Source organism: Streptomyces sp. SX-6 (assembly GCF_059089585.1).
Window position 1 is genome coordinate 179,266 of record NZ_JBTHHU010000003.1, and the last position, 23,125, is coordinate 202,390.

The window sequence follows — 23,125 nt, forward strand, 5'->3', positions numbered from 1 at the left end:
GATGCGGTACGCGTCCGGTGTGGCCGGTAGTGCTCTTGGTCCGGCCGGTTCTCGATGCGACAGTGCGAGCCATGCACGAGGACGACAACAGCGCGCAGGCTGCCGCGGAGTTGCGCCGGTTGCGGCAGGAGCGGGGCATGTCGCTGACGGCTCTGGCGCGTGAGGTGTTCTACAGCAAGGGGCATCTGAGCAAGGTCGAGAACGGTGACAAGCCACTCACGGCCGCTCTGGCGCGTGCGTGTGACGAAGTTCTGGACACCGACGGTCTGTTGGAGAAGACGCTCACGGGGCCGACGGCGGGGGATGTCTGCCCGTACCGGGGTCTGGCGGCGTACGGGCCGGACGACGCCCGGTGGTTCTTCGGCCGGTCCCAGGCGACCGCTGCCCTGCTGTCGAAGGCGGCGGAACATGTGGAGGGGGTCGGTCCGCTGCTGGTGGTGGCCCGTTCGGGGGCGGGGAAGTCGTCCCTGCTGCGGGCGGGTCTGATACCGGCCCTTGCCCGTGGTGTACTCCCCGCCGAGGGGACCGGCCGGTGGCCGGTGGTGCTGATGACGCCGGGCGAGCATCCGGTGGAACAGCTGCTGGCCGCAGTGGCCGAGGCGACGGGGCGTACGGAGCTCTCCGTGGAAAGCCTGGCCGATTCCGATTCCGACGCCGTGCCGGAGGTGGTCGTGATCGTCGACCAGTTCGAGGAAACCTTCACGCTCTGCCAGGACGATCGCGAACGCCGTTGCTTCATCGAGGCGTTGACCGCCCTGGCGGAACGTCCGGCGAAGCTGGTCGTCCTGGGGCTGCGCGCCGACTTCTACGGCCAGTGCCTCACCCACCCCGAGCTGCTGGCCGCTCTGGAGCACGGGCATGTGCTGCTGGGGCCGATGAGCGAGCCGGAACTGCGCGAGGCCATCACCGGCCCCGCCAAGGAAGCGGGCCTGGAGGTGGAGCCGGGGCTGGTGGAGCTGCTGCTGCGCGACGCCTCGCCCGGGGTTCTGCCGCTCCTCTCCCACGCGTTGCTGGCCACGTGGCAGCACCGCGAGGGCAACGTCCTGACCGTCGCCGGTTACCAGTTGACCGGCGGGATCTCCGGAGCGGTGGGCGCCACCGCGGAGCGCGCGTACACCACGTTGCCGCCCGAACGGCGGACCGTGGCACGTCAGCTGCTGCTCCAGCTCGTGCACGTCAACGACGTCGGGGAGACCGGCCACCGCATGGAACGCGGCAGGCTGTTGGGGCGGGCCCCCGACCCGGAAACCGCCGTCGCGGTGCTCGACGTGTTCGTCCGGGCCCGGCTGCTGACGCTGGACGCCGATCATGTGGAACTCGCCCACGAAGCGCTGCTGCGTGCCTGGTCGAGGCTGCGCGAGTGGATCGACGAGGACCGCGCGGGCCTGCGTACCCGGCAGTCGCTGCTGGAGGCCGCCGAGGCGTGGGAGCGCGAGGACCGCGACGCGAGCCTGCTCCACCGGGGTACGCGCCTGGCTATCGCCCGCGAGTGGGCCGCCGAACCCGCGCACCGCGCCTCGCTCGGGCCGGTGGCCCAGGCCTTCCTCGACGCAGGCGCGGACCATGAGGCCGCCGAGCAGGAGCGGGAACGGCGCCGGACCAGGCGGCTGCGCCAGATGGTCGGCGGACTCGCGTTTCTGCTGGTGCTTGCACTGGTCGCGGGCGGTGTCGCGTACCAGCAATTCCGGAACGCCCGCGAGCAACGCAGCATCGTCGCCTCTCGCGAACTCGCCGCGCGGGCTACGGTGTTGCTGGACGAGAATCCCAAGGACGCGATGGCGCTTGCGCTGAGCAGCTACGACCAATATCCCACGATGGAGGCCCGCAGCGTTCTGCTCAACGCCTACGGCGGGTATCAAACCGATTCGGATGTTGCTGGCGCCGTGAATGGGGTGGACTTCAGTGCCGGAGGGCACATTCCGGTCGTTGTCGGTCGGGACCGAGCGCTGGTGGATGTCGTCAGGAGAGGAGGGACTGTTTCGGACGACGGCCGCTTTTTGGCTGTCGTCGACAAGGGGCGGCGCGTCATCGAGCTTTGCGATGCGGCAACGAAGCGCGTCTTCAGGGAACTGGGGCACCGTGGAGAGGCGGCCCACCCGTTGTCCTTTTCTGTCGACGGCCGCACTTTGTTGACGGGAGACGGTGTGACCGTCCGCCTGTGGGACGTGGCCTCGGGAAACGAGATTGCGGCCGTCCCCGGCTATTCCGCAGTGTTCTCCCCCGACGGTCGTGCCCTCGCCGTCTCCGACAAGCAGCACAGGTTCAGGATCTGGACTGCCGACGGGCGCCGGATCCTTTCCACGCTGCGCGGGGACGACAAGTCCCCGCTGCCGGTGCGCATGGCGTTCTCCCCTGACGGCCGCACACTGGCCATCGCCGTTCTCAACGCGCGTTTCGTCCGGCTTTGGGACACGGTCTCGGACCGGACTGCCGATGTCCTCTACGGGGCGTCTGCGGATCTGCACACGAAGCTGGGCTTTTCGCCGGACGGGTGGCTGCTCGCCGTCACCCGGGGCGACGGCACCATGCTGCTGTGGGACATCCGCACTCACCGCACGGTCCTCGAACTGGTCAGCCCCGCCAGGCCTCCATGGCCCCAGCAGCCGGTGATGGCCCTGGGGTTCGGCCACGACACCCACACCTTGGCAGCTGTCTACGCCCAGGGGCTCTTCAGGCTCTGGGACCTCGACGTGGACCGGGTCGTGACGCGCCTCTGTGCGCTCAGCCGTTCCCGGCCCCGCGAGTGGCCCGACAGGATCCGTGCCACGTGCCACCGGATGGGGCGGTAATTAGGACGCGTGGTGTCCCGCATCACGCCTAGCCTCGGAGACGTCGTCACAAGACAGGCACGAGGAGTAGTGAGGGCAGCCCCATGGCCGCAATTGTTCTGGTTCCCGGATTCTGGCTCGGCGCGTGGGCGTGGGAGGACGTGACGCGGGAGCTGCGGGCGGCGGGACATGACGTGCATCCCGTGACGCTGACCGGGCTGGCCGACCGGGCCGCCGAGGGGACGCCGGAGACGGATGCGCAGACGCACATCGACGACATCGTCCGCGTCATCGAGGACAATGGCCTGCGGGACGTGGTGCTCGTCGGGCACAGCGGCGGCGTCCTGCCGGTCTCCGGCGCCGCGGACCGGATCCCGGAGCGGATCGCGCGGATCGTGTACGTGGACGCGGGCCCGCTGCCCAGCGGCATGGCCGTGATCGACTTCAACGCGCCGCAGACGCAGCAGGAATGGCGCCGGAGGGTCGCGGACGAGGGCGAGGGCTGGCGGCTGCCGGTGCTCGCGGGGATCGACGTGGAGGCCGGGGACATCGCGGAGCTGACGCCCGAACACATCGCGCGCATGCGCGAGTTCGGCTCGCCCCAGCCGTTCGCGACCGCGACCACTTCGCTGGACCGCCCGGACCCGCTGCCGGACACGCCCTGCTCCGTGATCGCGTCGACGTTCACCCCGGAGCAGGTACGGGCGCTCGCCGGGAGCGGCAACCCTGCCTTCGCGCCGATGGCCGCGATGGATCTGCGCCACCTGCCCACCGGACACTGGCCGATGTTCTCGCGCCCGCGCGAACTGGCGGCCGTGCTGGACGAGATCGCGTCTTGACCTCAACCAAACTTCAGGTGTGAGCCTGAGGCCATGACAAACGCCCTCCTGTCCCTTCCGCCCCTTCCTCTTGACGAGATCGCCGAGAAAACCGCCGCCGGGGCGACGATCGTCGGCATCGGGGAGTCCACGCGCTTCGCCCGCGAGACCTTCGACGTACAGGACCAGCTCTTCCGCCGCCTGGTCCGGCACCACGGCTTCCGGGCGCTGGCCGTACAGGACAGCGCCAACGCCGCGGCGGAACTCGACCGTTACGTGCACACCGGCGAGGGATCGGCCGAGTCCGCCCTCGCCGGCGCCTGGCGCCCGTGGCGCACCGCCGAGATGGCGGCGACGCTGGAGTGGATCCGGGAGTTCAACCGGGACCACCCGGGCGACCCGGTCCGTATCTTCGGCGTGAAGCCCGCACAGGCACGGCCCGAGGACTACGACGCCGTACTTGACCACGTCCGTACGACGGCCCCGGAGCGGTCGGCGGACCTCGCCTCCCACCTGGACCCGATCCGCACCGCCCACCGCGTCGACGAGCACGTACAGCGCGCCCAAGGGACGCACCCGGGACGCCCGTTCGCCGACCACGCCCGCGACGCGCTCGCCCTGCTCCGCTCCCTGCCCGGCACGGACGAGAGCATCCTGGCGCGGATGCGCCTGATCGCGGACTTCCACGAACACAGCGTCGCCGGACGGAACAACTACGCGGGCGAGGCCGCGATGTGGGCCGGCGCCATCAGTGACCACCAGCGCCGGACCGGGCTGCGCGTCGTCTACTGGGACGGCATCGCCCACACGTCGGCGGCCCCGGCCACCCTGGGCATGGCACCCGAGCGCGGACCGCAGCCCAGCGTCGGCAGCGTCCTGCGCGAACGCCACGGGACGGAGTACGTATCCGTCGCGATCGGCTTCCACCACGGAGACCTCGGCGTCACCGTCGTCCCGGAACCGGCCGCCGACCTGATCGACGCGAAGCTCGGCGAGACGGACCTGCCCGCCCACTGGCTGGACCTGCGCCACGACCCCGTACGCCGCCACTGGGACGGCCCGGCCAAGGCCCGCGTCATCAGCGGCGTCTACGACCCGGCCCACGACGCCGCGGAGCACATGACCGTCGGCTCCCTCGCGGATGCGTTCGACGTGCTCATCCACATCCGGCAGGCGTCGGCGGTGAGTTGGCTGTCGTGAGGGTTGGGTCAGGGGAGCAGGGGTGAGGTGTCGAGCGGCGGGTAGGGCGCGGGAAGCGGCAGCTTGTGGCCGAGTTCCACCTCGGCCTTGGTGGTGTAGCGGGCCTTGGTCGGAACGGGATCGGAGAAGGCGTAGACCTTGCCCTCCCGACGGTGCACCAGGATGTAAACGGGAACACCGGCGGCAGCGTACGTGCGGCACTTGGGGCCCGTGTCCGTCTCGTGGTTGGTGGACGTGACCTCTCCCACCAGTGCGAGGAGCTCCATGGAGTACCAGCCCCTGTGGGCCCTGCGATATGCCTCGTCCAGATCGGTGGGCTTGCGACGGAGGACGTAGAAGTCGGGGACAACCAGGTCGCGCGTCTCATCGACGCCCTTCGCCATGACGCCCCTGCGAAACCCGTTGCCGATGCCGACCCGCTGGAATCCCGCCATGCGCAGTTGTACGGACAGGTCGTAGGCACCGTGATTGTGGTTGTCGTTCGGCTGTGGCGGCACGATGACCGTCCCCTCGACGTACTCGGGTCGAATCGGCACCTCGGATGCCTCTTCGAACGCGATCAGCAGATCGATGGGGTCCTGCAGCTCGCTCACCGGAGCGGTGATGGGATCGGCGGCCATCGCTGTCCTCCCTTGTCGCTGTTGCCAGGCTACGCCCGGGCCGGGTGCCCCAGCAGCATCGTCGGCGCCCCTGCCACCCGCGTAAGGACGATCACACAAGAGTTCACCCCTTCGAGTTTGAGCTTCTTCCGCAGCTCCTCCGGCTCCACCGCCGAGCCGCGCTTCTTGATGACGGCCACGCCGATCCCGCGTTCGCGGACGATCGCCCTGAGCTTCTTGAGGTTGAACGGCAGCACGTCCGTGATCTCGTACGCCGCCGCGTACGGCGTGGGGCGCAGCTCGTCGCTCGTGATGTACGCGATCGTCTCGTCGATCAGCCCGCCGTCGAGCTCGTCGGCGACCTCCGCGACCAGGTGGGCGCGGATGACCGCGCCGTCGGGCTCGTAGAGGTAGCGGCCCACGGGACGTACGTCCGGGTCCGGCAGGCCGCGGGCGGTGAGGGCGGCGCCGTCGGGGAGGAGGGTGGCGCGGTGGGTGCCCGGGTCGGTGCCGAACCAGAGGACGGCCTCCTTCACGTCGCCGCCGTCCGAGATCCACTCCGCCTCGGCGTCCTTGGGGATCGCCTCGTGCGGCACGCCGGGTGCGATCTTGAGGGCGGCGTGCGGGGCCGTACGGGCCGCCTCGATCGCCCAGGACAGGGGAGGGGAGTACGCCTCGGGGTCGAAGATCCGGCCGCGTCCGCCGCGCCGTGCCGGGTCGACGAACACCGCGTCGTACCCCGCGGTGTCGACCTCCGTCACATCCGCGCACCGCACCTCGATCAGGTCGGCCAGGCCCAGCGCGGCGGCGTTGGCCCGTACGACCTCGCAGGTCAGCGGGTCGCGGTCGACGGCCAGGACCTCGACGCCGGCCCGCGCGAGGGCGATCGCGTCGCCGCCGATGCCGCAGCACAGGTCCGCGAGCCGCCGCACGCCGAGCGCCGCGAAGCGGCGGGCGCGGTGGGCGGCGACGGAGGCGCGGGTGGCCTGCTCCACGCCGTGGGGGGTGAAGAACATCCGGTACGCGTCCTGCGCGCCGAACTTCGCCACCGCGCGCTGCCGCAGCCGCGCCTGCCCGAGCGCGGCGGACACCAGCTCCGCGGGGTGCTCCCGGCGCAGCCGGGTCGCGGTGGCGAGCTCCTGCGCGGGGTCGTGGTCGCGGAGCTTGTCGAGGAGGCTGCGGCCCTCGTCGGTGAGGAGGGCGGTGAAGGCGGTGAGGTCGTTCGGTGCGGACACCGGCTCATTCTCGCCGAGAAGCGGCCAAGTGGCTGCTTCCGGTGCTGCTCCCGGTTTGGGACGCACCCGCGTCATGGCACCCAGTGAAACGTGGAGAGAATCGGTCGGGTGACTCTGCCCCGTATAGCCAAAGCGGCCCCCGTCTGCGCCGCAGCGCTCCTCCTCGCCGGCCTGCTCGCCGGGTGCTCGGACTCGTCGAAGCCGGAGAAGCCGGAGAAGAGCGCCGCCCCGGCCACGACGGGCGGCAGCAGCAGCGCCAGTGCCACCCCCGTAGACGCCGACGCGTACCGCCGGTGGGGGCTGGACAAGCCGCTAGCCGCACCGCCCAAGCCGCCCGCGACGCGGCTGACGCAGAAGAAGGCCAAGGGGGGCACGCCGCAGATCGTGACGCGGGTACCGACCAAGGACAAGATCGTCTTCGTGACCTTCGACGACGGGGCCGAGAAGGACCCCGAGTTCGTGAAGATGGCCAAGGACCTGAAGCTGCCCTTCACGATGTTCCTGACGGACAGCATCGCCCGCGCCGGCCGGGGCTACGGCTACTTCGAGCAGTTGCGCGCCCTCGGCAACGGCATCGAGAACCACACCCTCACCCACCCCAACCTGCGCACGCTCTCGCCGGAGGCGCAGAACCGCGAGATCTGCGGGCAGCAGGAGCAGCTGGCGAAGCGGCTCGGCAAGCGGCCGGAGCTGTTCCGCCCGCCGTACGGCAACTACAACGACGCGACGCTGGCCGCGGCGGGCGGCTGCGGGGTGAAGGCGGTCGTGCTGTGGGGGGCGACGATGCAGATCAAGGACATGCGCTACGCCGAGAGCGACGGGCTGCGGCCCGGCGACATCGTGCTCGCGCACTTCCGGGGACCGCAGCAGCTCAAGGGGGAGTCGATGACCGGGATGGTCACCAACATGCTGCGCAGCATCCAGCGGCAGGGCTTCACGGTGGCCCGCCTCGAGGACTACGTCTGATCGGCGGATGGCCCGGCGCGCACGGCATGAATTGGCACTCCGCTTGACCGAGTGCTAAGCGCGTCATAGTCTCGGCTGCGTTGGCACTCTCCACCACTGAGTGCCAAACACAGCGACGGGCAGGTCCGGCACCCGCGACGACGGATCCACCTGGTCGCCACCTCAGACAGTTAACCCCGTGAGATCTCCGAAGGGGGAGGTCGGATCGTGACGACCACCAGCTCCAAGGTTGCCATCAAGCCGCTCGAGGACCGCATTGTGGTCCAGCCGCTCGACGCCGAGCAGACCACGGCCTCTGGCCTGGTCATCCCGGACACCGCGAAGGAGAAGCCCCAGGAGGGTGCTGTTCTCGCCGTGGGCCCGGGCCGCTTCGAGAACGGCGAGCGCCTGCCGCTCGACGTCAAGGTCGGCGACGTCGTGCTCTACAGCAAGTACGGCGGCACCGAGGTGAAGTACAACGGCGACGAGTACCTCGTCCTCTCGGCTCGCGACGTCCTCGCGATCATCGAGAAGTAGTTCACCCGAGCTTTCGAGACTTCGAAGCTTTGCGCTGCGCCCCTGGTTCCCGCGTTCAACGACCGGGCGCCCGGGGCGCAGTTCGTTTGTAGAGATTACGGCGAAGGACACATAAACCCATGGCCAAGACCCTGAAGTTCGACGAGGACGCCCGTCGCGCCCTCGAGCGCGGCGTCAACAAGCTCGCCGACACCGTGAAGGTGACGATCGGCCCCAAGGGCCGCAACGTCGTCATCGACAAGAAGTTCGGCGCCCCCACGATCACCAACGACGGCGTGACCATCGCCCGTGAGGTCGAGCTCGAGGACGCGTACGAGAACCTGGGCGCCCAGCTCGTCAAGGAGGTGGCGACCAAGACCAACGACATCGCGGGTGACGGCACCACCACCGCCACCGTGCTGGCCCAGGCCCTGGTCCGCGAGGGTCTGCGCAACGTCGCCGCCGGTGCCTCCCCGGCCGCCCTGAAGAAGGGCATCGACGCCGCCGTCAAGGCCGTCTCCGACGAGCTGCTCGCCACCTCCCGCCCGATCGCCGACAAGGCCGACATCGCCGCCGTGGCCGCGCTGTCCGCCCAGGACAAGCAGGTCGGCGAGCTGATCGCCGAGGCGATGGACAAGGTCGGCAAGGACGGCGTCATCACCGTCGAGGAGTCCAACACCTTCGGTCTGGAGCTGGACTTCACCGAGGGCATGGCCTTCGACAAGGGCTACCTCTCGCCGTACATGGTCACCGACCAGGAGCGTATGGAGGCCGTCCTCGACGACCCGTACATCCTGATCCACCAGGGCAAGATCTCCGCCATCCAGGACCTTCTCCCGCTGCTGGAGAAGATCATCCAGGCCGGTGCCTCCAAGCCGCTGCTGATCATCGCCGAGGACGTCGAGGGCGAGGCCCTGTCCACCCTCGTCGTCAACAAGATCCGCGGCACCTTCAACGCCGTGGCCGTCAAGGCCCCGGGCTTCGGCGACCGCCGCAAGGCGATGCTGGGCGACATGGCCACCCTCACCGGTGCCACCGTCATCGCCGAGGAGGTCGGCCTCAAGCTCGACCAGGCCGGTCTGGACGTGCTGGGCACCGCCCGCCGCGTGACGATCACCAAGGACGACACCACCGTCGTCGACGGTGGCGGCAACTCCGCGGACGTCCAGGGCCGCGTCGCCCAGATCAAGGCCGAGATCGAGTCCACGGACTCCGACTGGGACCGCGAGAAGCTCCAGGAGCGCCTCGCCAAGCTGGCCGGCGGCGTGTGCGTCATCCGCGTCGGCGCGGCCACCGAGGTCGAGCTCAAGGAGAAGAAGCACCGTCTGGAGGACGCCATCTCCGCGACCCGCGCCGCGGTCGAGGAGGGCATCGTCTCCGGTGGTGGCTCCGCCCTGGTCCACGCCGTCAAGGTCCTCGAGGACGGCCTGGGCAAGGACGGCGACGAGGCCACCGGTGTCGCCGTCGTCCGCCGCGCCGCCGTCGAGCCGCTGCGCTGGATCGCGGAGAACGCGGGCCTCGAGGGCTACGTCATCACCGCGAAGGTCGCCGAGCTGGAGAAGGGCAACGGCTTCAACGCCGCCACCGGCGAGTACGGCGACCTGGTGAAGGCCGGCGTCATCGACCCGGTCAAGGTCACCCGCTCCGCCCTGGAGAACGCCGCCTCCATCGCCTCCCTGCTGCTCACGACCGAGACCCTGGTCGTCGAGAAGAAGGAAGAGGAGAAGGCCGAGGCCGCCGGCCACGGTCACGGCCACGCCCACTGAGCGTGACGCACTGATGCGCTGATGCGCTGACGCGTGAAGGAGGCCCGGCACCCACGAGGGTGCCGGGCCTCCGGCGTCGGTCGGGGCCGTACGGGCGTCAGTTGGGGCCGTACTTGCGGCCCGTCGTGGACGACACCCGGGACAGCGCACTGCGCGGCACGAGCTTCGACAGACCCGTCAGCGCCTTGTAGCGCGGGTCCGGAACGGACAGCGACTTGCCCCGCGCCAGGTCCTTCAGCGCCGCGTCCACCAGCCGGTCCGCGTCCAGCCACAGCCAGCCCGGGATGTTGTCCGTCCCCATGCCGGCCCGCTGGTGGAACTCCGTACGGACGAAACCGGGGCACAGCGCCATCAGCCGCACCCCGCTGCCCGCCATGTCCCGCGCCACGCCCTGGGTGAACTGCACGACCCACGCCTTGCTCGCCCCGTAGGTGCCGCGCGGCACGAACGCGGCCACGGACGCGACGTTGACCACCCCGCCGCGCCGCCGCTCGCGCATCCCGCGGGTGGCCGCCGTGGTCAGCCGCAGCACGGCCTCGCAGTGCACCTTGAGCATGGTCAGCTCGTCCTGGACGGAAACCTCCAGGAAGCGGCCCTTGTTGCCGAACCCCGCGTTGTTGACCAGCAGATCCACCGGGTGCTTCCGGTCCGAGAGCCGGGCCTCGACCGCCTCGATGCCCTCCTCCGTCGAGAGGTCGGCGCGCAGGACCTCCGCCTCCACCCGGTGACGGTCGTGGAGTTCGGTCGCCTGCTCGTGCAACCGCTTCTCGTCGCGGGCCACGAGGACGAGATTGTGCCCTTCGGCCGCCAGCCGCCGTGCGAAGGCCGCACCGATGCCGGCCGTCGCCCCCGTGATCAGTGAAGTCGTCATGCGGGAACGTTAGTGCCCCGAGGACGTCCCGTCGCCGCCGCCCGCGGCATGCTGACGGGCCGAATACGCCAGCGCCTTGTCCCGGAGCGCGGGGTGCTGCGCGTCCCCCGCCGCCAGAACGCGTGGCAGCAGCGCCCGTTCGGTCGTCTCGGCGCGGAAGGCGAAGGAGACGGACACCTCGTGCGCGGGCCGGTGCACGACTGTGACGGGATCACCCGCACGGACTTCTCCGGGTACGAGGACACGCAAGTACGCGCCGGGGGCGGCGACTTGGGTGAACCGCTTGATCCAGCCCTTCTCGCCGAGCCAGTCGGCGAACGTCCGGCACGGGATGCGGGCCGACGTGACCTCGAGCAGCAGTTCCTCGCCGATCCGCCAGCGCTCGCCGATCCGTGCGCCGCTCACGTCCACACCGCTGGTGGTGAGGTTCTCGCCGAAGACCCCGCACGGCAGCGCACGCCCGAGCTCGCGCTCCCAGAAGTCGAGGTCCTCGCGCGCGAACGCGTACACCGCCTGGTCGTTCCCGCCGTGGTGCTTCCACGAGACCACCGTGTCACCGGCCACGCCGCTGCCCGCCGTGCCCTTGGGCCCGGGCGCGGCCACCGCGACCGGACCGTCGACGGGGCGCTTGTCGATGCCGGTGACGAGACCGCCCGCGAACCCGCCCGGGCGGTCGCCCGCTGTCTCTCCCCGGCCTGCGTTCACGGATAGCACGTGCATGACAGCAGGGTAGACAGCCGCGCCCGAGGCGTCGAGCTGAAAGCGTCGAGCGACAATTTCCCGGCCCCTCCAAGACAGGCTTATGCTCGAGACATGATCGAGGCACGTCATCTGAGGGTGCTGCGCGCGGTGGCCGCCACCGGCTCGTTCTCCGCTGCGGCCCGTGAGCTGGGCTGCACCCAGCCCGCGGTCAGCCAGCAGATGAAGGCCCTGGAGCAGTCGACGGGCACGCCGCTGCTCATCCGCACCGGCCGCGAGATGCGGCTGACCGAGGCCGGCGACGCCCTCGTACGGCACGCCGCGGGCATCCTCGCCGGGCTCACCGCCGCCGAGGAGGAGATCGCCGCGATCGCCGGGCTGCGCGCGGGCCGGGTGCGGCTCGTGTCCTTCCCCAGCGGCAGCTCGACCCTCGTGCCCACCGCCCTCGCGGAGATGCGGGCTGCCCACCCCGGCACCCGGGTCTCCCTGGTCGAGGCGGAGCCGCCGCGCTCGGTGGAGATGCTGCGCTCCGGCGACTGCGAGATCACCCTGGCCTTCCGCTACCCCGAGGTGCGCGGCGCCGACCCGGCCGCCGACGCCGAGTGGGAGGACCTGGTCGTCCGCCCGCTGCTGACCGACCGGCTCATCGGCGTGGTCCCGGAGAGCCACCGGCTGGCCGGCGCGGAGCGGATCGGCATCGACGAGCTGGCGCGCGAGCCGTGGATCGCGGGCTGCCCCCGCTGCCGGCGGCATCTGGTGGAGGTGTGCGAGAGCGCGGGCTTCACCCCGCGCATCGACTTCGCGACGGACGACTACCCGGCGGTGTTCGGGCTGGTGGGCGCCGGTCTCGGGGTCGCCGTGATGCCCGAGCTGGCGCTGGAGTCCGTACGCACCGAGGGCGTGCGGATCGTGCCGGTGGAGCCCGTCGTGCAGCGCGAGATCGTGGCCCTGACCCTGCCGGACCTGGCACGGGTGCCGGCGGTCGGGGCGATGCTGGACCGGCTGGTGCCGACCGCGCGCCGCTGAGCGGCCGTCTCCGGCGACCGGTGAAACGTTTCTGTAGCGGGCGTCCCGGGGGGTTCTAGGCGCTGAGGGGGCTCGTCGTGGTGATGGACCGGTGCCGTGCCCGTCCCATCAGCTCCTCGCGCTCGTCCTCGGTGAGCCCGCCCCACACGCCGTACGGCTCGCGCACAGCGAGCGCGTGCGCCGCGCACTCGGCGCGTACGGGGCAGCGCATGCACACCTCTTTCGCCGAGGCCTCACGAGCGCTCCGGGCCGCGCCGCGCTCGCCCTCGGGGTGGAAGAAGAGGGAGCTGTCGACTCCGCGGCACGCCGCGAGCAGCTGCCAGTCCCACAGGTCGGCGTTGGGACCGGGGAGGCGGGAGAAATCTGCCATTGCTTGTCCCCTTCGATGCAAACCCCTATGTGAGCAGATGAAAATATGACTCTTTGTCGAATCTAGCCACACTCGCTCATAAATGGGAAGAAGAAGGGGCCCAAGCGGGCAAATGGTGCACGGTTCGAACGATGACGCGAGCGCCCCCCGTGCGCCCTGCTCGGTGTCGGCCCCCTCACGTAGAGTGCCGAACATGGCCGACCGAGCCCGTAACTCTTTCGGGTGACCGTCGTTGAGAGGGCAGAGGCGGTTGGCGAATTCGGTGGTCGGGCAGGTGTCCGAGTCAGTCCGCTCTTGTGGTTGTTTCGCCAATCGCACAGGTGACGATCAGTACCAGCCTGGAGGCTCAAGGTGACGCACATCAGCTGCGGAGGACGGCCATGACATCCGTCCTCGTCTGTGACGACTCCCCGCTTGCCCGAGAGGCGCTCCGTCGCGCGGTGGCGACCGTGCCCGGCGTCGAGCGCGTGACGACGGCGGCCAACGGCGAGGAAGTCCTCCGCCGCTGGGGCGCCGACCGCTCGGACCTCATCCTGATGGACGTGCGCATGCCAGGCCTGGGCGGTGTGGAGACCGTCCGCCGGCTGCTCTCCGCCGACCCCGGCGCCCGCATCATCATGCTCACGGTGGCCGAGGACCTGGACGGGGTCGCGCTCGCGGTCGCCGCCGGGGCGCGGGGCTACCTCCACAAGGACGCCTCGCGGGCCGAGCTGCGGGCCACCGTGACCCAGGCGCTCGCCGACCCGACCTGGCGGCTAGCCCCGCGGCGGCTGCGGTCCGCCGAGATGGGGGCGGCGCCCACGCTCACCGCGCGGGAGATCCAGGTTCTCGAGGGCATGAGCCACGGGCGGTCCAACGCCGAGATCGGCCGGGAGCTCTTCCTCTCCGAGGACACCGTCAAGACGCACGCGCGGCGGCTGTTCAAGAAGCTGGGTGCTTCGGACCGGGCGCATGCGGTCGCGCTCGGATTCCGCTGGGGCCTGGTCCGCTAGGCGCCGTGACGTGCGGCGCCGTGGGGGAGTGACGCACCCCGCCTGCCCTGGGGCGGGCGGGGCGGACGTCTGTGGTTCCCCGGCCCGCTGCACGTTTCCCGCGCGCTGCCGCATCCTTGAGCTATGGACTTCCTCGGGGACGGCTCGCTCGGGCGTGATGGGAGGGCGCGGGAGATGACGGTCGGCGCACCCGCTCAAGACGTGACAGTGCACAACCGCGGACACGATGCCGCGAACGGTCCGGAGCCAAGGCACCATGGACCGATGCGCAACAACGACGAGGCGAGGTCCGCCGTGCCCGCGGCCGGGGAGATCGGCACCCTCGTCGTACGTGCCGTCGAGGGCGACCGGCAGGCCACGCACGACCTTCTCGCCCTGGTGCACCCTCTCGCGCTGCGCTACTGCCGCACCCGGCTGTCGCGACTGCCGGGCGACGCCCGTCACTTCGTGGACGACCTCGCCCAGGAGGTCTGCCTCGCGGTGCTGTGCGCCCTGCCGCGCTACCGCGACACCGGGCGGCCCTTCGAGGCCTTCGTCGTGGCCATCGCCGCGCACAAGGTCGCCGATCTCCAGCGCGCCGCCATGCGCCACCCCGGCAGCACGGCCGTGCCCTCCGACGAGATGCCGGAGCAGCCCGACGACTCCCTCGGCCCGGAGGAGCGGGCGCTGCTGAGCAGCGACGCGGAGTGGGCCAAGAAGCTCCTCGCCAACCTCCCCGAGAACCAGCGCGAGTTGGTCCTGCTGCGGGTCGCCGTGGGGCTCACGGCCGAGGAGACCGGGCAGATGCTGGGCATGTCGCCCGGCGCGGTGCGCGTCGCCCAGCACCGGGCGCTCAGCAGGCTCCGGGCGCTCGCCGAGCAGTGAGGAAGGGGGCTTTCCGTAGGAAGCTCCAAGTGATGCGGGACTCAGCGCTCGTGGAATGGGCCACCTGCTGAGGCCCGTTAGCATGGGAGTCCTCGCTGAGGCAAGGGGCTCCCCGGGGTGTCGCTCCGGGTGGAATACCGCATTTGGGAAGGTGTCATGACTGGCAACATCGACGGAATGCCCGAGAAGTTCGCGATGCTCGGTCTGACATACGACGACGTCCTGCTGCTGCCCGGTGCTTCCGAGGTGCTGCCGAACGCCGTCGACACCTCCTCCCGGGTCTCGCGCAACGTCAGGGTGAACATTCCCCTGCTGTCCGCCGCCATGGACAAGGTCACCGAGGCGCGCATGGCGATCGCCATGGCCCGCCAGGGCGGCGCCGGTGTGCTCCACCGCAACCTCTCCATCGAGGACCAGGCCAACCAGGTCGACCTCGTCAAGCGCTCCGAGTCCGGCATGGTCTCCGACCCGATCACGGTCCGCCCCGACGCCACCCTGGCCGAGGCGGACGCGCTGTGCGCGAAGTTCCGCATCAGCGGTGTGCCGGTGACCGACGCCGCGGGCAAGCTGCTCGGCATCGTCACCAACCGCGACATGGCCTTCGAGCTCGACCGCAGCCGTGCGGTGCGCGAGATCATGACCCCGATGCCGCTGGTCACCGGCAAGGTCGGGATCTCCGGCGAGGCCGCCATGGAGCTGCTGCGCCGCCACAAGATCGAGAAGCTGCCGCTGGTCGACGACGCGGGCGTGCTCAAGGGCCTGATCACGGTCAAGGACTTCGTCAAGGCCGAGCAGTACCCGAACGCCGCGAAGGACTCCGAGGGCCGGCTGATCGTCGGTGCGGCGGTGGGCGTCGGCGCCGAGGCGTTCGACCGCGCCCAGGCGATGGTCGAGGCCGGTGCGGACTTCCTCGTCGTCGACAGCGCCCACGGCCACAGCCGGGGCATCCTCGACATGATCGCCAAGATCAAGTCCAACATCAACGTCGATGTCGTCGGCGGCAACGTCGCCACCCGTGACGGCGCCCAGGCGCTGATCGACGCGGGCGTGGACGGCGTCAAGGTCGGTGTCGGCCCCGGCTCGATCTGCACCACCCGCGTCGTCGCGGGCATCGGCGTGCCGCAGGTCACCGCGATCTACGAGGCCGCCCAGGCCTGCCACGCGGCGGGCGTGCCGCTGATCGGCGACGGCGGTCTGCAGTACTCCGGCGACATCGCCAAGGCGATCGCGGCCGGTGCGGACACGGTGATGCTCGGCTCGCTGCTCGCGGGCTGCGAGGAGTCGCCGGGCGAGATGGTCTTCATCAACGGCAAGCAGTTCAAGTCGTACCGCGGCATGGGCTCGCTGGGTGCGATGCAGTCGCGCGGCCAGGCGAAGTCCTTCTCGAAGGACCGCTACTTCCAGGACAACGTCCTCTCCGAGGACAAGCTCGTGCCCGAGGGCATCGAGGGCCAGGTGCCCTACCGCGGCCCGCTGGCCTCGGTCGCGCACCAGCTCATCGGCGGTCTGCGGGCCTCCATGGGCTATGTGGGATCCGCCAATGTGCAGGAGCTCAAGGACAAGGGCCGCTTTGTACGGATCACCACCGCGGGCCTGAAGGAGAGCCACCCGCACGACATCCAGATGACGGTGGAAGCGCCGAACTACAACCGGCGGTAAGCAGTACGCGTTCCAGGAAGCCCGCGACCGTCAGGCCGCGGGCTTCGCCGCGTCGGTGATACTGGAACGGCAGACGTGAAAAGAAGGGCCACAACGTGACTGAGATCGAGATCGGGCGGGGCAAGCGCGGCCGCCGGGCGTACGCGTTCGACGACATCGCCGTCGTCCCGAGCCGCCGTACCCGCGACCCCAAGGAGGTCTCGATCGCCTGGCAGATCGATGCCTACCGCTTCGAGCTGCCTTTCCTGGCCGCGCCGATGGACTCGGTCGTCTCGCCCGAGACGGCCATCCGCATCGGTGAGCTGGGCGGTCTGGGTGTGCTGAACCTCGAGGGCCTGTGGACCCGGTACGAGGACCCGGAGCCCCTGCTCGCGGAGATCGCCGAGCTGGACGAGCGCACCGCGACCAAGCGCCTGCAGGAGATCTACTCCGCGCCGATCAAGGAAGAGCTGATCGGGCAGCGCATCAAGGAGGTCCGCGACTCCGGTGTCGTGACCGCCGCCGCGCTCTCGCCGCAGCGCACCGCGCAGTTCTCGAAGGCCGTCGTCGACGCGGGCGTGGACATCTTCGTCATCCGCGGCACGACCGTCTCCGCCGAGCACGTCTCGAGCGCCGCCGAGCCGCTGAACCTCAAGCAGTTCATCTACGAGCTCGACGTGCCGGTCATCGTCGGCGGCTGCGCCACGTACACCGCCGCCCTGCACCTGATGCGCACGGGTGCGGCCGGTGTGCTCGTCGGCTTCGGCGGCGGTGCGGCCCACACCACCCGCAATGTGCTCGGCATCCAGGTGCCGATGGCGACCGCGGTCGCCGATGTGGCGGCGGCCCGCCGGGACTACATGGACGAGTCCGGCGGCCGGTACGTCCACGTGATCGCCGACGGCGGCGTGGGCTGGTCCGGCGACCTGCCCAAGGCCATCGCCTGCGGTGCGGACGCCGTGATGATGGGCTCCCCGCTCGCCCGTGCCACGGACGCGCCGGGCCGGGGCCACCACTGGGGCATGGAGGCCGTCCACGAGGACGTGCCGCGCGGCAAGCGCATGAACCTCGGTGTGGTCGGCTCGACCGAGGAGGTCCTGCTCGGTCCCTCGCACACGCCGGACGGGTCGATGAACTTCTTCGGCGCGCTGCGCCGGGCGATGGCCACCACGGGCTACAGCGACCTGAAGGAGTTCCAGCGCGTCGAGGTGACGGTCGCGCCGTCCTCGCACGACAAGCGCTGACACAGCGTCGGTGAAAGGGCTCGGCCGTGAAACGGCCGGGCCCTTCGCATGTCCCCGTTCGTCAACTCCGTATAAACGTTCGGCGATAGGGAATACTGGCGACTTATGGCGCAAAGTAAGTCGTTCAGCGGCAGGGACATGGGCATCGACCTCGGCACCGCGAACACGCTGGTGTATGTGCGCGGGAAGGGAGTGGTGCTCAACGAGCCCTCGGTCGTGGCCGTCAACGCTGATGACGGCAGTGTCCTCTCGGTCGGTTCCGAGGCCAAGGAGACGATCGGCCGTACGCCCTCGAACATCGTGGCCGTCCGGCCGCTGCGCGACGGCGTCATCGCCGACTTCGAGATAGCCGAGCGGATGATGCGGCACTTCATCAAGAAGGTCACGGGCAACCGTGTCTTCTCCCGGCCGCGCGTGGTGGTGTGCGTGCCGTCGGGCATCACGGGCGTCGAGCGCCGCGCGGTCATCGAGGCGGCGTCCCAGGCCGGGGCCCGGGCGGTGCACCTGGTCGAGGAGCCGATGGCGGCGGCGATCGGCGCGGGCCTGCCGGTCAGCGAGCCGACCGGCTGCATGGTCGTCGACATCGGCGGCGGCACCACCGAGGTCGCGGTGACCTCGCTGGGCGGCATCGTCACCGCCCGCTCGGTGCGCACCGCGGGCGATGCGATGGACACGGCGATCATCTCCTACGTGAAGAAGAACTACGCCCTCGCGATCGGCGAACGCACCGCGGAGGACATCAAGTTGAGCATCGGCTCGGCGGCTCCGGTGGCGGCCTGGTCGGCGAGCGCGGGCTCCGAGGAGACGCAGGGGCTGCTGCCGGCCGACCGGATCACCATCCGGGGCCGCGACCAGGTCAGCGGGCTGCCCAAGACGCTGGAGCTGACGGCCGACGAGATCCGGCACGCGCTGGCGGAGCCGGTGGACGCGATTGTGATGGCCGTACGCCAGACCCTGGACGAGACCCCGCCGGAGCTGTCGGGCGACATCATGGACCGCGGCATCGTGCTCACCGGCGGCGGGGCGCTGCTGCGGGGGCTGGACGTGCGGCTGAGCCGGGAGCTCGACATCCCGGTGCTGGTCGCCGACGATCCCCTGGACTGCGTGGCGGTCGGCACCGGCCGCTGCGTCGAGGACTTCGCCTCGCTCAAGACCCTGCTGGACGCCCAGCCCCGGCTGCCGATGAGCGGGCGGCTGTAGTCACAGCGGTCAAAGCCGGTGCGCCGCGCCGGCGGGGCTCGCGCCCCGGGTGTCCAGCAGCAGCTGGGCCTTGACCGCGAGCCCTTGCAGGTCGTACGTGCGGTGGTGCTGGAGAAGGACCGTCAGGTCGGCGGCGGCCGCGGCCTCGTAGAGGCTGTCGGCCCGCGGCACCGGCTGGCCGAGGACGCGCCACAGCTGGGCGTACGGGTCGTGGTAGCTGAGCTGGGCGCCCAGTTCGATCAGCCGGGAGGCGATCTCGCGGGCGGGGGAGCCCTCCTGGTCGCCGATGTCGGCCTTGTAGCTGACGCCGAGCAGCAGCACGCGCGCGCCGCGCACCGATTTGCCGTGCTCGTTCAGGAGCGTGGCGCAGCGCTGGGTGACGTAGCGCGGCATGCGTCCGTTGACCTCCTGGGCCAGCTCGACCATGCGCAGCGGGTAGCCGAGGCTACGGCCTTTGTAGGAGAGGTAGTTGGGGTCGATGGGCACGCCGTGGCCGCCGACCCCGGGGCCCGGGCGGAAGGCCTGGAAGCCGAAGGGCTTGGTCTCCGCGCAGCGCAGGACGTCCCACAGGTCCACGCCGATGTCGTGGCAGAAGACGGCCATCTCGTTGGCGAGCGCGATGTTGACGTGCCGGTAGTTGGTCTCCCAGGCGGTGACCGTCTCGGCCTCGCGGGGGCCGCGGGCGCGGACGACCTTCTCGCAGAAGCGCCCGTAGAAGGCGGCGGCGGCCTCCGTGCAGGCGGGGGTGAGGCCGCCGATGACCCGGGGGGTGTTGGCGAGGCCGTGCCGCCGGTTGCCGGGGTCGGTGCGGCTGGGGGCGTAGGCGAGGTGGAAGTCGCGGCCCGCGCGCAGCCCGGAGCCCGATTCGAGCAGGGGGCGCAGGAACTTCTCGGTCGCGCCGGGGTAGACGAAGGACTCCAGGAGCACGGTGGTGTGCGGACGCAGCCGGGCGGCCAGGACGCGCGCGGCCTCGCCGACGGCGCTCAGGTCCAGGGCCCGGTCCTCGCCCAGCCGGGAGGGCGCGCAGATGACGGCCGTACGGACCCCGCCGAGTTCGGTCTCCTCGGTCGTGGGGCGGAAACCGGCGGCGAGCATGCGGCGCAGTTCGGCAGCGGTCAGGGTGGTGCAGCCGCCCTCCGGGGGCAGCCGGCCGGCCCGCAGCTCGGCGACGGTGTGCGGGTCGGGGTCGTAGCCCACGGTGACGAGGGACGCGGCGGTGGCGGCCTGTGCGAGGGGGAGGCCGAGGTGGCCGAGTCCGATGACGGCGAGGTCTGCGGGCATGGCGAGATGCGGTCCTTCCCGGAGAGGGGTCCGTTGGCCCGGCGGGCGGAGCCCGGCCCGGTGCACGGACGAGGATCAGGTTAAGCGGATATATGACAGATATCCGGTATTTCTGTGCCGGGCTCTCGTCGGCGGGTTCCCGGACCCGGCCGCGGCGGCGGATCTGGGGCAGCATCGGAGGAAGGACGGCCACGCGTCCGTGTGTGGCGGCGTCGGCAGCGGGAGGCACTGGTGAAGACAGCGGCACTCGGTCCGGCCGAGCGGAGCGCGGCACTCACCCGGATGGCGGAACGGGAACTGGACATCCTGGTGGTCGGCGCCGGTGTGGTCGGCGCGGGCACCGCGCTGGACGCGGTCACCCGCGGGCTGGCGACCGGGCTCGTCGAGGCACGGGACTGGGCCGCCGGTACGTCCAGCCGGTCCAGCAAGCTCATCCACGGCGGGCTGCGCTATCTCGAGATGCTCGACTTCGCCCTGGTCCGCGAGGCGCTCAAGGAACGCGGGCTGCTGCTCCAGCGACTGGCCCCGCACCTGGTCAAGCCGGTGCCCTTCCTCTATCCCCTCCAGCACCGCGGCTGGGAGCGGTTCTACGCCGGATCGGGCGTGGCCCTCTACGACGCGATGTCCGTCTCCTCCGGCCACGGCCGCGGCCTGCCCGTCCACCGCCACCTCAGCCGCACCCGCGCCCTGCGCGTGGCGCCGTGCCTGCGCAAGGACGCCCTGGTCGGCGCGCTGCAGTACTACGACGCCCAGATGGACGACGCGCGCTACGTCACCACCCTCGTGCGCACCGCCGCCGGCTACGGCGCGGACGTCGCCAACCGGGCCCGGGTCGTGGGCTTCCTGCGCGAGGGCGAACGGGTGGTCGGCGCCCGCGTACGGGACCTGGAGCAGGGCGGCGAGTTCGAGGTCCGCGCCCGACAGATCGTCAACGCCACCGGGGTGTGGACGGACGACACCCAGAAGCTCATCGCCGAACGCGGCCAGTTCCACGTCCGCGCCTCCAAGGGCATCCACCTCGTCGTGCCCAAGGACCGGATCCACTCCACGACCGGGCTGATCCTGCGCACCGAGAAGAGCGTGCTGTTCGTCATCCCCTGGGGCAGGCACTGGATCATCGGCACGACCGACACGGACTGGGACCTGGACAAGGCGCACCCCGCCGCGTCCAGCGCCGACATCGACTACCTGCTCGAGCACGTCAACTCGGTACTGGCCGTACCCCTGACCCGCGACGACGTGCAGGGCGTGTACGCCGGGCTGCGCCCGCTGCTGGCCGGCGAGTCCGACGCGACGAGCAAGCTCTCTCGCGAGCACACGGTGGCGCACCCGGTGCCGGGTCTGGTGGTCGTGGCGGGCGGCAAGTACACGACGTACCGGGTGATGGCGAAGGACGCGGTGGACGAGGCGGTCCACGGGCTGGACCGGCGCATCGCCGAGTGCGTGACCGAGGACGTACCGCTGGTGGGCGCCGAGGGCTACCGGGCGCTGTGGAACGGACGCGCGCAGCTCGCACAGCGCACGGGGCTGCACGTGGCGCGGGTCGAGCATCTGCTCAACCGCTACGGCTCGTTGGTGGACGAGCTGCTGGAGCTCATCGCCGCCGACCCCTCCCTCGGCGAACCGCTCTCCGGTGCCGAGGACTACCTGCGCGCGGAGGCCGTCTACGCCGCCTCCCACGAGGGGGCGCGCCACCTGGACGACGTCCTCACGCGCCGCACCCGTATCTCGATCGAGACCTTCGACCGCGGCACGCGCAGCGCCCGCGAGGCCGCCGGGCTGATGGCCCCGGTCCTCGGCTGGGACGCGGCCCAGGTCGAGAAGGAGGTGCAGCACTACGAGAAGCGCGTGGAAGCGGAGCGCGAGTCCCAGCGCCAGCCCGACGACCTGACGGCGGACGCGGCCCGCCTGGGTGCCCCGGAGGTACAGCCGCTGTAGCCGTCAGCAGAACTCCGCCGCCAGCAGCCGCTCTTCGGCCCCTGCTGCGACCCGCCTGTCGCTGTTGACCCGGAAACTGACGACCCGCCGTCCGCCCACCGTGCCGAACGCCTCCACATAGGACCCGTTGATGTCCCCGTTATGTCCCCACACTGTCGCCCGGCAGGGCAACCGCACCGGGAACAGCCCCATCCCGTACCGCCCCCGCGAGGCCGCCGTGTCCCGTATGGCGCGCAGCTCCGGCGCGGGCAGCAGCGCACCGCTCAGCAGCGCGCGGAAGAACCGGTTGAGGTCGGGCAGGGTCGACACCAGCTCGCCCGCGGCCCCGGCGGCGGACGGGTTGAGATCGGTGACGTCCATCGGACCACCCGCACCTGACGCGGAGTAGGCCCGACCGTGCGGCAAGGGCAACGTGACGCGCGTACCGGGAAAGCTGGTGCCCGTGAGGCGCAATGGACCGAGGATCCGCCGCTGGGCCTCCGCGGCGTAGGAGCGGCCCGTGACCTGACGGATGACCATACCGAGCAGGAGATAGTCGGTGTTGGAGTAGCGGTAGCCGGCACCCGGCGGACCGTACGGCGGGTGCGCGAGCGCGGTCCGTACCAATGCCTCGGCCGGATGGGACGCGAAGCGGTGCGCGGCGAAGCCCTCCCCGAGGAACTCGTCGAAGAACGCGCGGTCGTCCGTGTAGGAGAACAGTCCACTGGTGTGGTCGAGGAGTTGGCGCACCGTGATACCGCTGTGGCGCAGGGGCGCGGAGACAGCCGGCGGCAGTCGGGAGGCGACAGGCTCGTCGAGCCCCACCCGGTGCTCGGCCACCAGCTGGAGCACCACGGTCGCGATGACCGTCTTCGTGATACTCCCGGCACGGAAGCGATCCGCGGGAAGGATGCGCCTGCCGGTACGCACGTCGGCCACGCCGACAGCAGTGAACCGGGGTGCACCATGAGCGTCTTGTGACAGCTCGGCCGCACCGGGAACCGACCCCGGTGAAACAAGGTCCTGTAGAGGTGAGCGGGCAGGCTCGCCCTCGCACGCCGCCGTCGCGAAGGCCGCAATGATGCAGCACAGCGCGGTCATGGCCGCCGCGAGGCGCGAGAGGGCGGTGCGCGTCGGCATGCGCTCATCATCCATGGTCACTCGGACCCTGGCCTT

At 70.8% G+C, this 23,125-nt stretch carries 20 protein-coding genes; 13 read left to right on the forward strand and 7 right to left on the reverse strand.

Features of this window, described 5'->3' with window-relative positions:
• Nucleotides 1-71 precede the first annotated feature (71 nt).
• The 3 genes from ACV530_RS04995 (at nt 72) to ACV530_RS05005 (ending at nt 4,786) form a co-directional block, all read left to right on the forward strand.
• A complete protein-coding gene (locus ACV530_RS04995) occupies nt 72-2,789 on the forward strand; it encodes an nSTAND1 domain-containing NTPase (protein ID WP_494330989.1) in 2,718 nt (905 codons plus the stop codon).
• 83 nt (nt 2,790-2,872) lie between these two features.
• On the forward strand, nt 2,873-3,607 hold the full coding sequence (locus ACV530_RS05000; RefSeq protein WP_494330990.1) for an alpha/beta fold hydrolase: 735 nt from the start codon (nt 2,873-2,875) through the stop codon (nt 3,605-3,607).
• A 33-nt stretch (nt 3,608-3,640) separates the two neighbouring features.
• On the forward strand, nt 3,641-4,786 hold the full coding sequence (locus tag ACV530_RS05005; protein WP_494330991.1) for an erythromycin esterase family protein: 1,146 nt from the start codon (nt 3,641-3,643) through the stop codon (nt 4,784-4,786).
• Between the two features lie 8 nt (nt 4,787-4,794).
• On the opposite strand, the gene ACV530_RS05010 is transcribed toward ACV530_RS05005, so the two are convergent.
• The gene (locus ACV530_RS05010) at nt 4,795-5,406 is read right to left on the reverse strand and encodes a Uma2 family endonuclease (protein WP_494330992.1); all 612 of its coding nucleotides are present in this window, start codon (nt 5,404-5,406) and stop codon (nt 4,795-4,797) included.
• A 29-nt stretch (nt 5,407-5,435) separates the two neighbouring features.
• Nucleotides 5,436-6,695, reverse strand: coding sequence for a class I SAM-dependent methyltransferase (locus tag ACV530_RS05015; RefSeq protein ID WP_494330993.1), 1,260 nt, complete (start codon nt 6,693-6,695; stop codon nt 5,436-5,438).
• Nucleotides 6,696-6,728: 33 nt separating this feature from the next.
• Between ACV530_RS05015 and ACV530_RS05020 the strand changes: the two genes are divergently transcribed.
• The 3 genes from ACV530_RS05020 to groL all read left to right on the forward strand — a co-directional run bounded on the left by ACV530_RS05020 (nt 6,729) and on the right by groL (nt 9,847).
• Complete coding sequence (locus ACV530_RS05020) at nt 6,729-7,586, forward strand: polysaccharide deacetylase family protein (protein ID WP_494330994.1); 858 nt, start codon at nt 6,729-6,731, stop codon at nt 7,584-7,586.
• Nucleotides 7,587-7,793: 207 nt separating this feature from the next.
• Nucleotides 7,794-8,102, forward strand: a complete 309-nt coding sequence (gene groES, locus ACV530_RS05025) for a co-chaperone GroES (RefSeq protein ID WP_066995800.1) — start codon at nt 7,794-7,796, stop codon at nt 8,100-8,102.
• A gap of 119 nt (nt 8,103-8,221) precedes the next feature.
• Nucleotides 8,222-9,847, forward strand: coding sequence for a chaperonin GroEL (groL, locus tag ACV530_RS05030; RefSeq protein WP_494330995.1), 1,626 nt, complete (start codon nt 8,222-8,224; stop codon nt 9,845-9,847).
• A 97-nt stretch (nt 9,848-9,944) separates the two neighbouring features.
• Here groL and ACV530_RS05035 read toward each other — a convergent pair whose 3' ends face one another.
• Both ACV530_RS05035 and ACV530_RS05040 read right to left on the reverse strand, forming a co-directional pair.
• The gene (locus ACV530_RS05035; RefSeq protein ID WP_494330996.1) at nt 9,945-10,718 is read right to left on the reverse strand and encodes an SDR family NAD(P)-dependent oxidoreductase; all 774 of its coding nucleotides are present in this window, start codon (nt 10,716-10,718) and stop codon (nt 9,945-9,947) included.
• A gap of 9 nt (nt 10,719-10,727) precedes the next feature.
• Nucleotides 10,728-11,438 (reverse strand): MOSC domain-containing protein, encoded by a 711-nt coding sequence (locus ACV530_RS05040; RefSeq protein WP_494330997.1) that lies wholly within the window; start codon nt 11,436-11,438, stop codon nt 10,728-10,730.
• A gap of 93 nt (nt 11,439-11,531) precedes the next feature.
• Between ACV530_RS05040 and ACV530_RS05045 the strand changes: the two genes are divergently transcribed.
• A complete protein-coding gene (locus ACV530_RS05045) occupies nt 11,532-12,443 on the forward strand; it encodes a LysR family transcriptional regulator (protein WP_494330998.1) in 912 nt (303 codons plus the stop codon).
• Nucleotides 12,444-12,498: 55 nt separating this feature from the next.
• Here ACV530_RS05045 and ACV530_RS05050 read toward each other — a convergent pair whose 3' ends face one another.
• Nucleotides 12,499-12,813: a WhiB family transcriptional regulator gene (locus ACV530_RS05050; RefSeq protein WP_494330999.1), complete on the reverse strand. Its 315-nt coding sequence runs from the start codon at nt 12,811-12,813 to the stop codon at nt 12,499-12,501.
• 380 nt (nt 12,814-13,193) lie between these two features.
• Here ACV530_RS05050 and ACV530_RS05055 point away from each other — a divergent pair, with 380 nt between their 5' ends.
• The 5 genes from ACV530_RS05055 (at nt 13,194) to ACV530_RS05075 (ending at nt 18,751) form a co-directional block, all read left to right on the forward strand.
• Nucleotides 13,194-13,805, forward strand: a complete 612-nt coding sequence (locus ACV530_RS05055) for a response regulator transcription factor (RefSeq protein WP_003948568.1) — start codon at nt 13,194-13,196, stop codon at nt 13,803-13,805.
• Between the two features lie 264 nt (nt 13,806-14,069).
• Nucleotides 14,070-14,669: a sigma-70 family RNA polymerase sigma factor gene (locus ACV530_RS05060; protein WP_494331000.1), complete on the forward strand. Its 600-nt coding sequence runs from the start codon at nt 14,070-14,072 to the stop codon at nt 14,667-14,669.
• A 156-nt stretch (nt 14,670-14,825) separates the two neighbouring features.
• Nucleotides 14,826-16,328, forward strand: coding sequence for an IMP dehydrogenase (gene guaB, locus ACV530_RS05065; protein WP_494331001.1), 1,503 nt, complete (start codon nt 14,826-14,828; stop codon nt 16,326-16,328).
• A 95-nt stretch (nt 16,329-16,423) separates the two neighbouring features.
• Entirely contained in the window at nt 16,424-17,551 is a 1,128-nt protein-coding gene (locus ACV530_RS05070) for a GuaB3 family IMP dehydrogenase-related protein (RefSeq protein ID WP_494331002.1), read from the forward strand.
• A gap of 105 nt (nt 17,552-17,656) precedes the next feature.
• Complete coding sequence (locus ACV530_RS05075; RefSeq protein WP_494331003.1) at nt 17,657-18,751, forward strand: rod shape-determining protein; 1,095 nt, start codon at nt 17,657-17,659, stop codon at nt 18,749-18,751.
• A gap of 9 nt (nt 18,752-18,760) precedes the next feature.
• Here ACV530_RS05075 and ACV530_RS05080 read toward each other — a convergent pair whose 3' ends face one another.
• Nucleotides 18,761-20,032, reverse strand: a complete 1,272-nt coding sequence (locus ACV530_RS05080; protein WP_494331004.1) for a nucleotide sugar dehydrogenase — start codon at nt 20,030-20,032, stop codon at nt 18,761-18,763.
• A 231-nt stretch (nt 20,033-20,263) separates the two neighbouring features.
• Between ACV530_RS05080 and ACV530_RS05085 the strand changes: the two genes are divergently transcribed.
• Nucleotides 20,264-21,970: a glycerol-3-phosphate dehydrogenase/oxidase gene (locus ACV530_RS05085; protein ID WP_494331005.1), complete on the forward strand. Its 1,707-nt coding sequence runs from the start codon at nt 20,264-20,266 to the stop codon at nt 21,968-21,970.
• Nucleotides 21,971-21,973: 3 nt separating this feature from the next.
• Here the strand turns inward: ACV530_RS05085 and ACV530_RS05090 are convergent, their stop codons facing one another.
• The gene (locus ACV530_RS05090; RefSeq protein ID WP_494331006.1) at nt 21,974-23,104 is read right to left on the reverse strand and encodes a serine hydrolase domain-containing protein; all 1,131 of its coding nucleotides are present in this window, start codon (nt 23,102-23,104) and stop codon (nt 21,974-21,976) included.
• Nucleotides 23,105-23,125 lie beyond the last annotated feature (21 nt).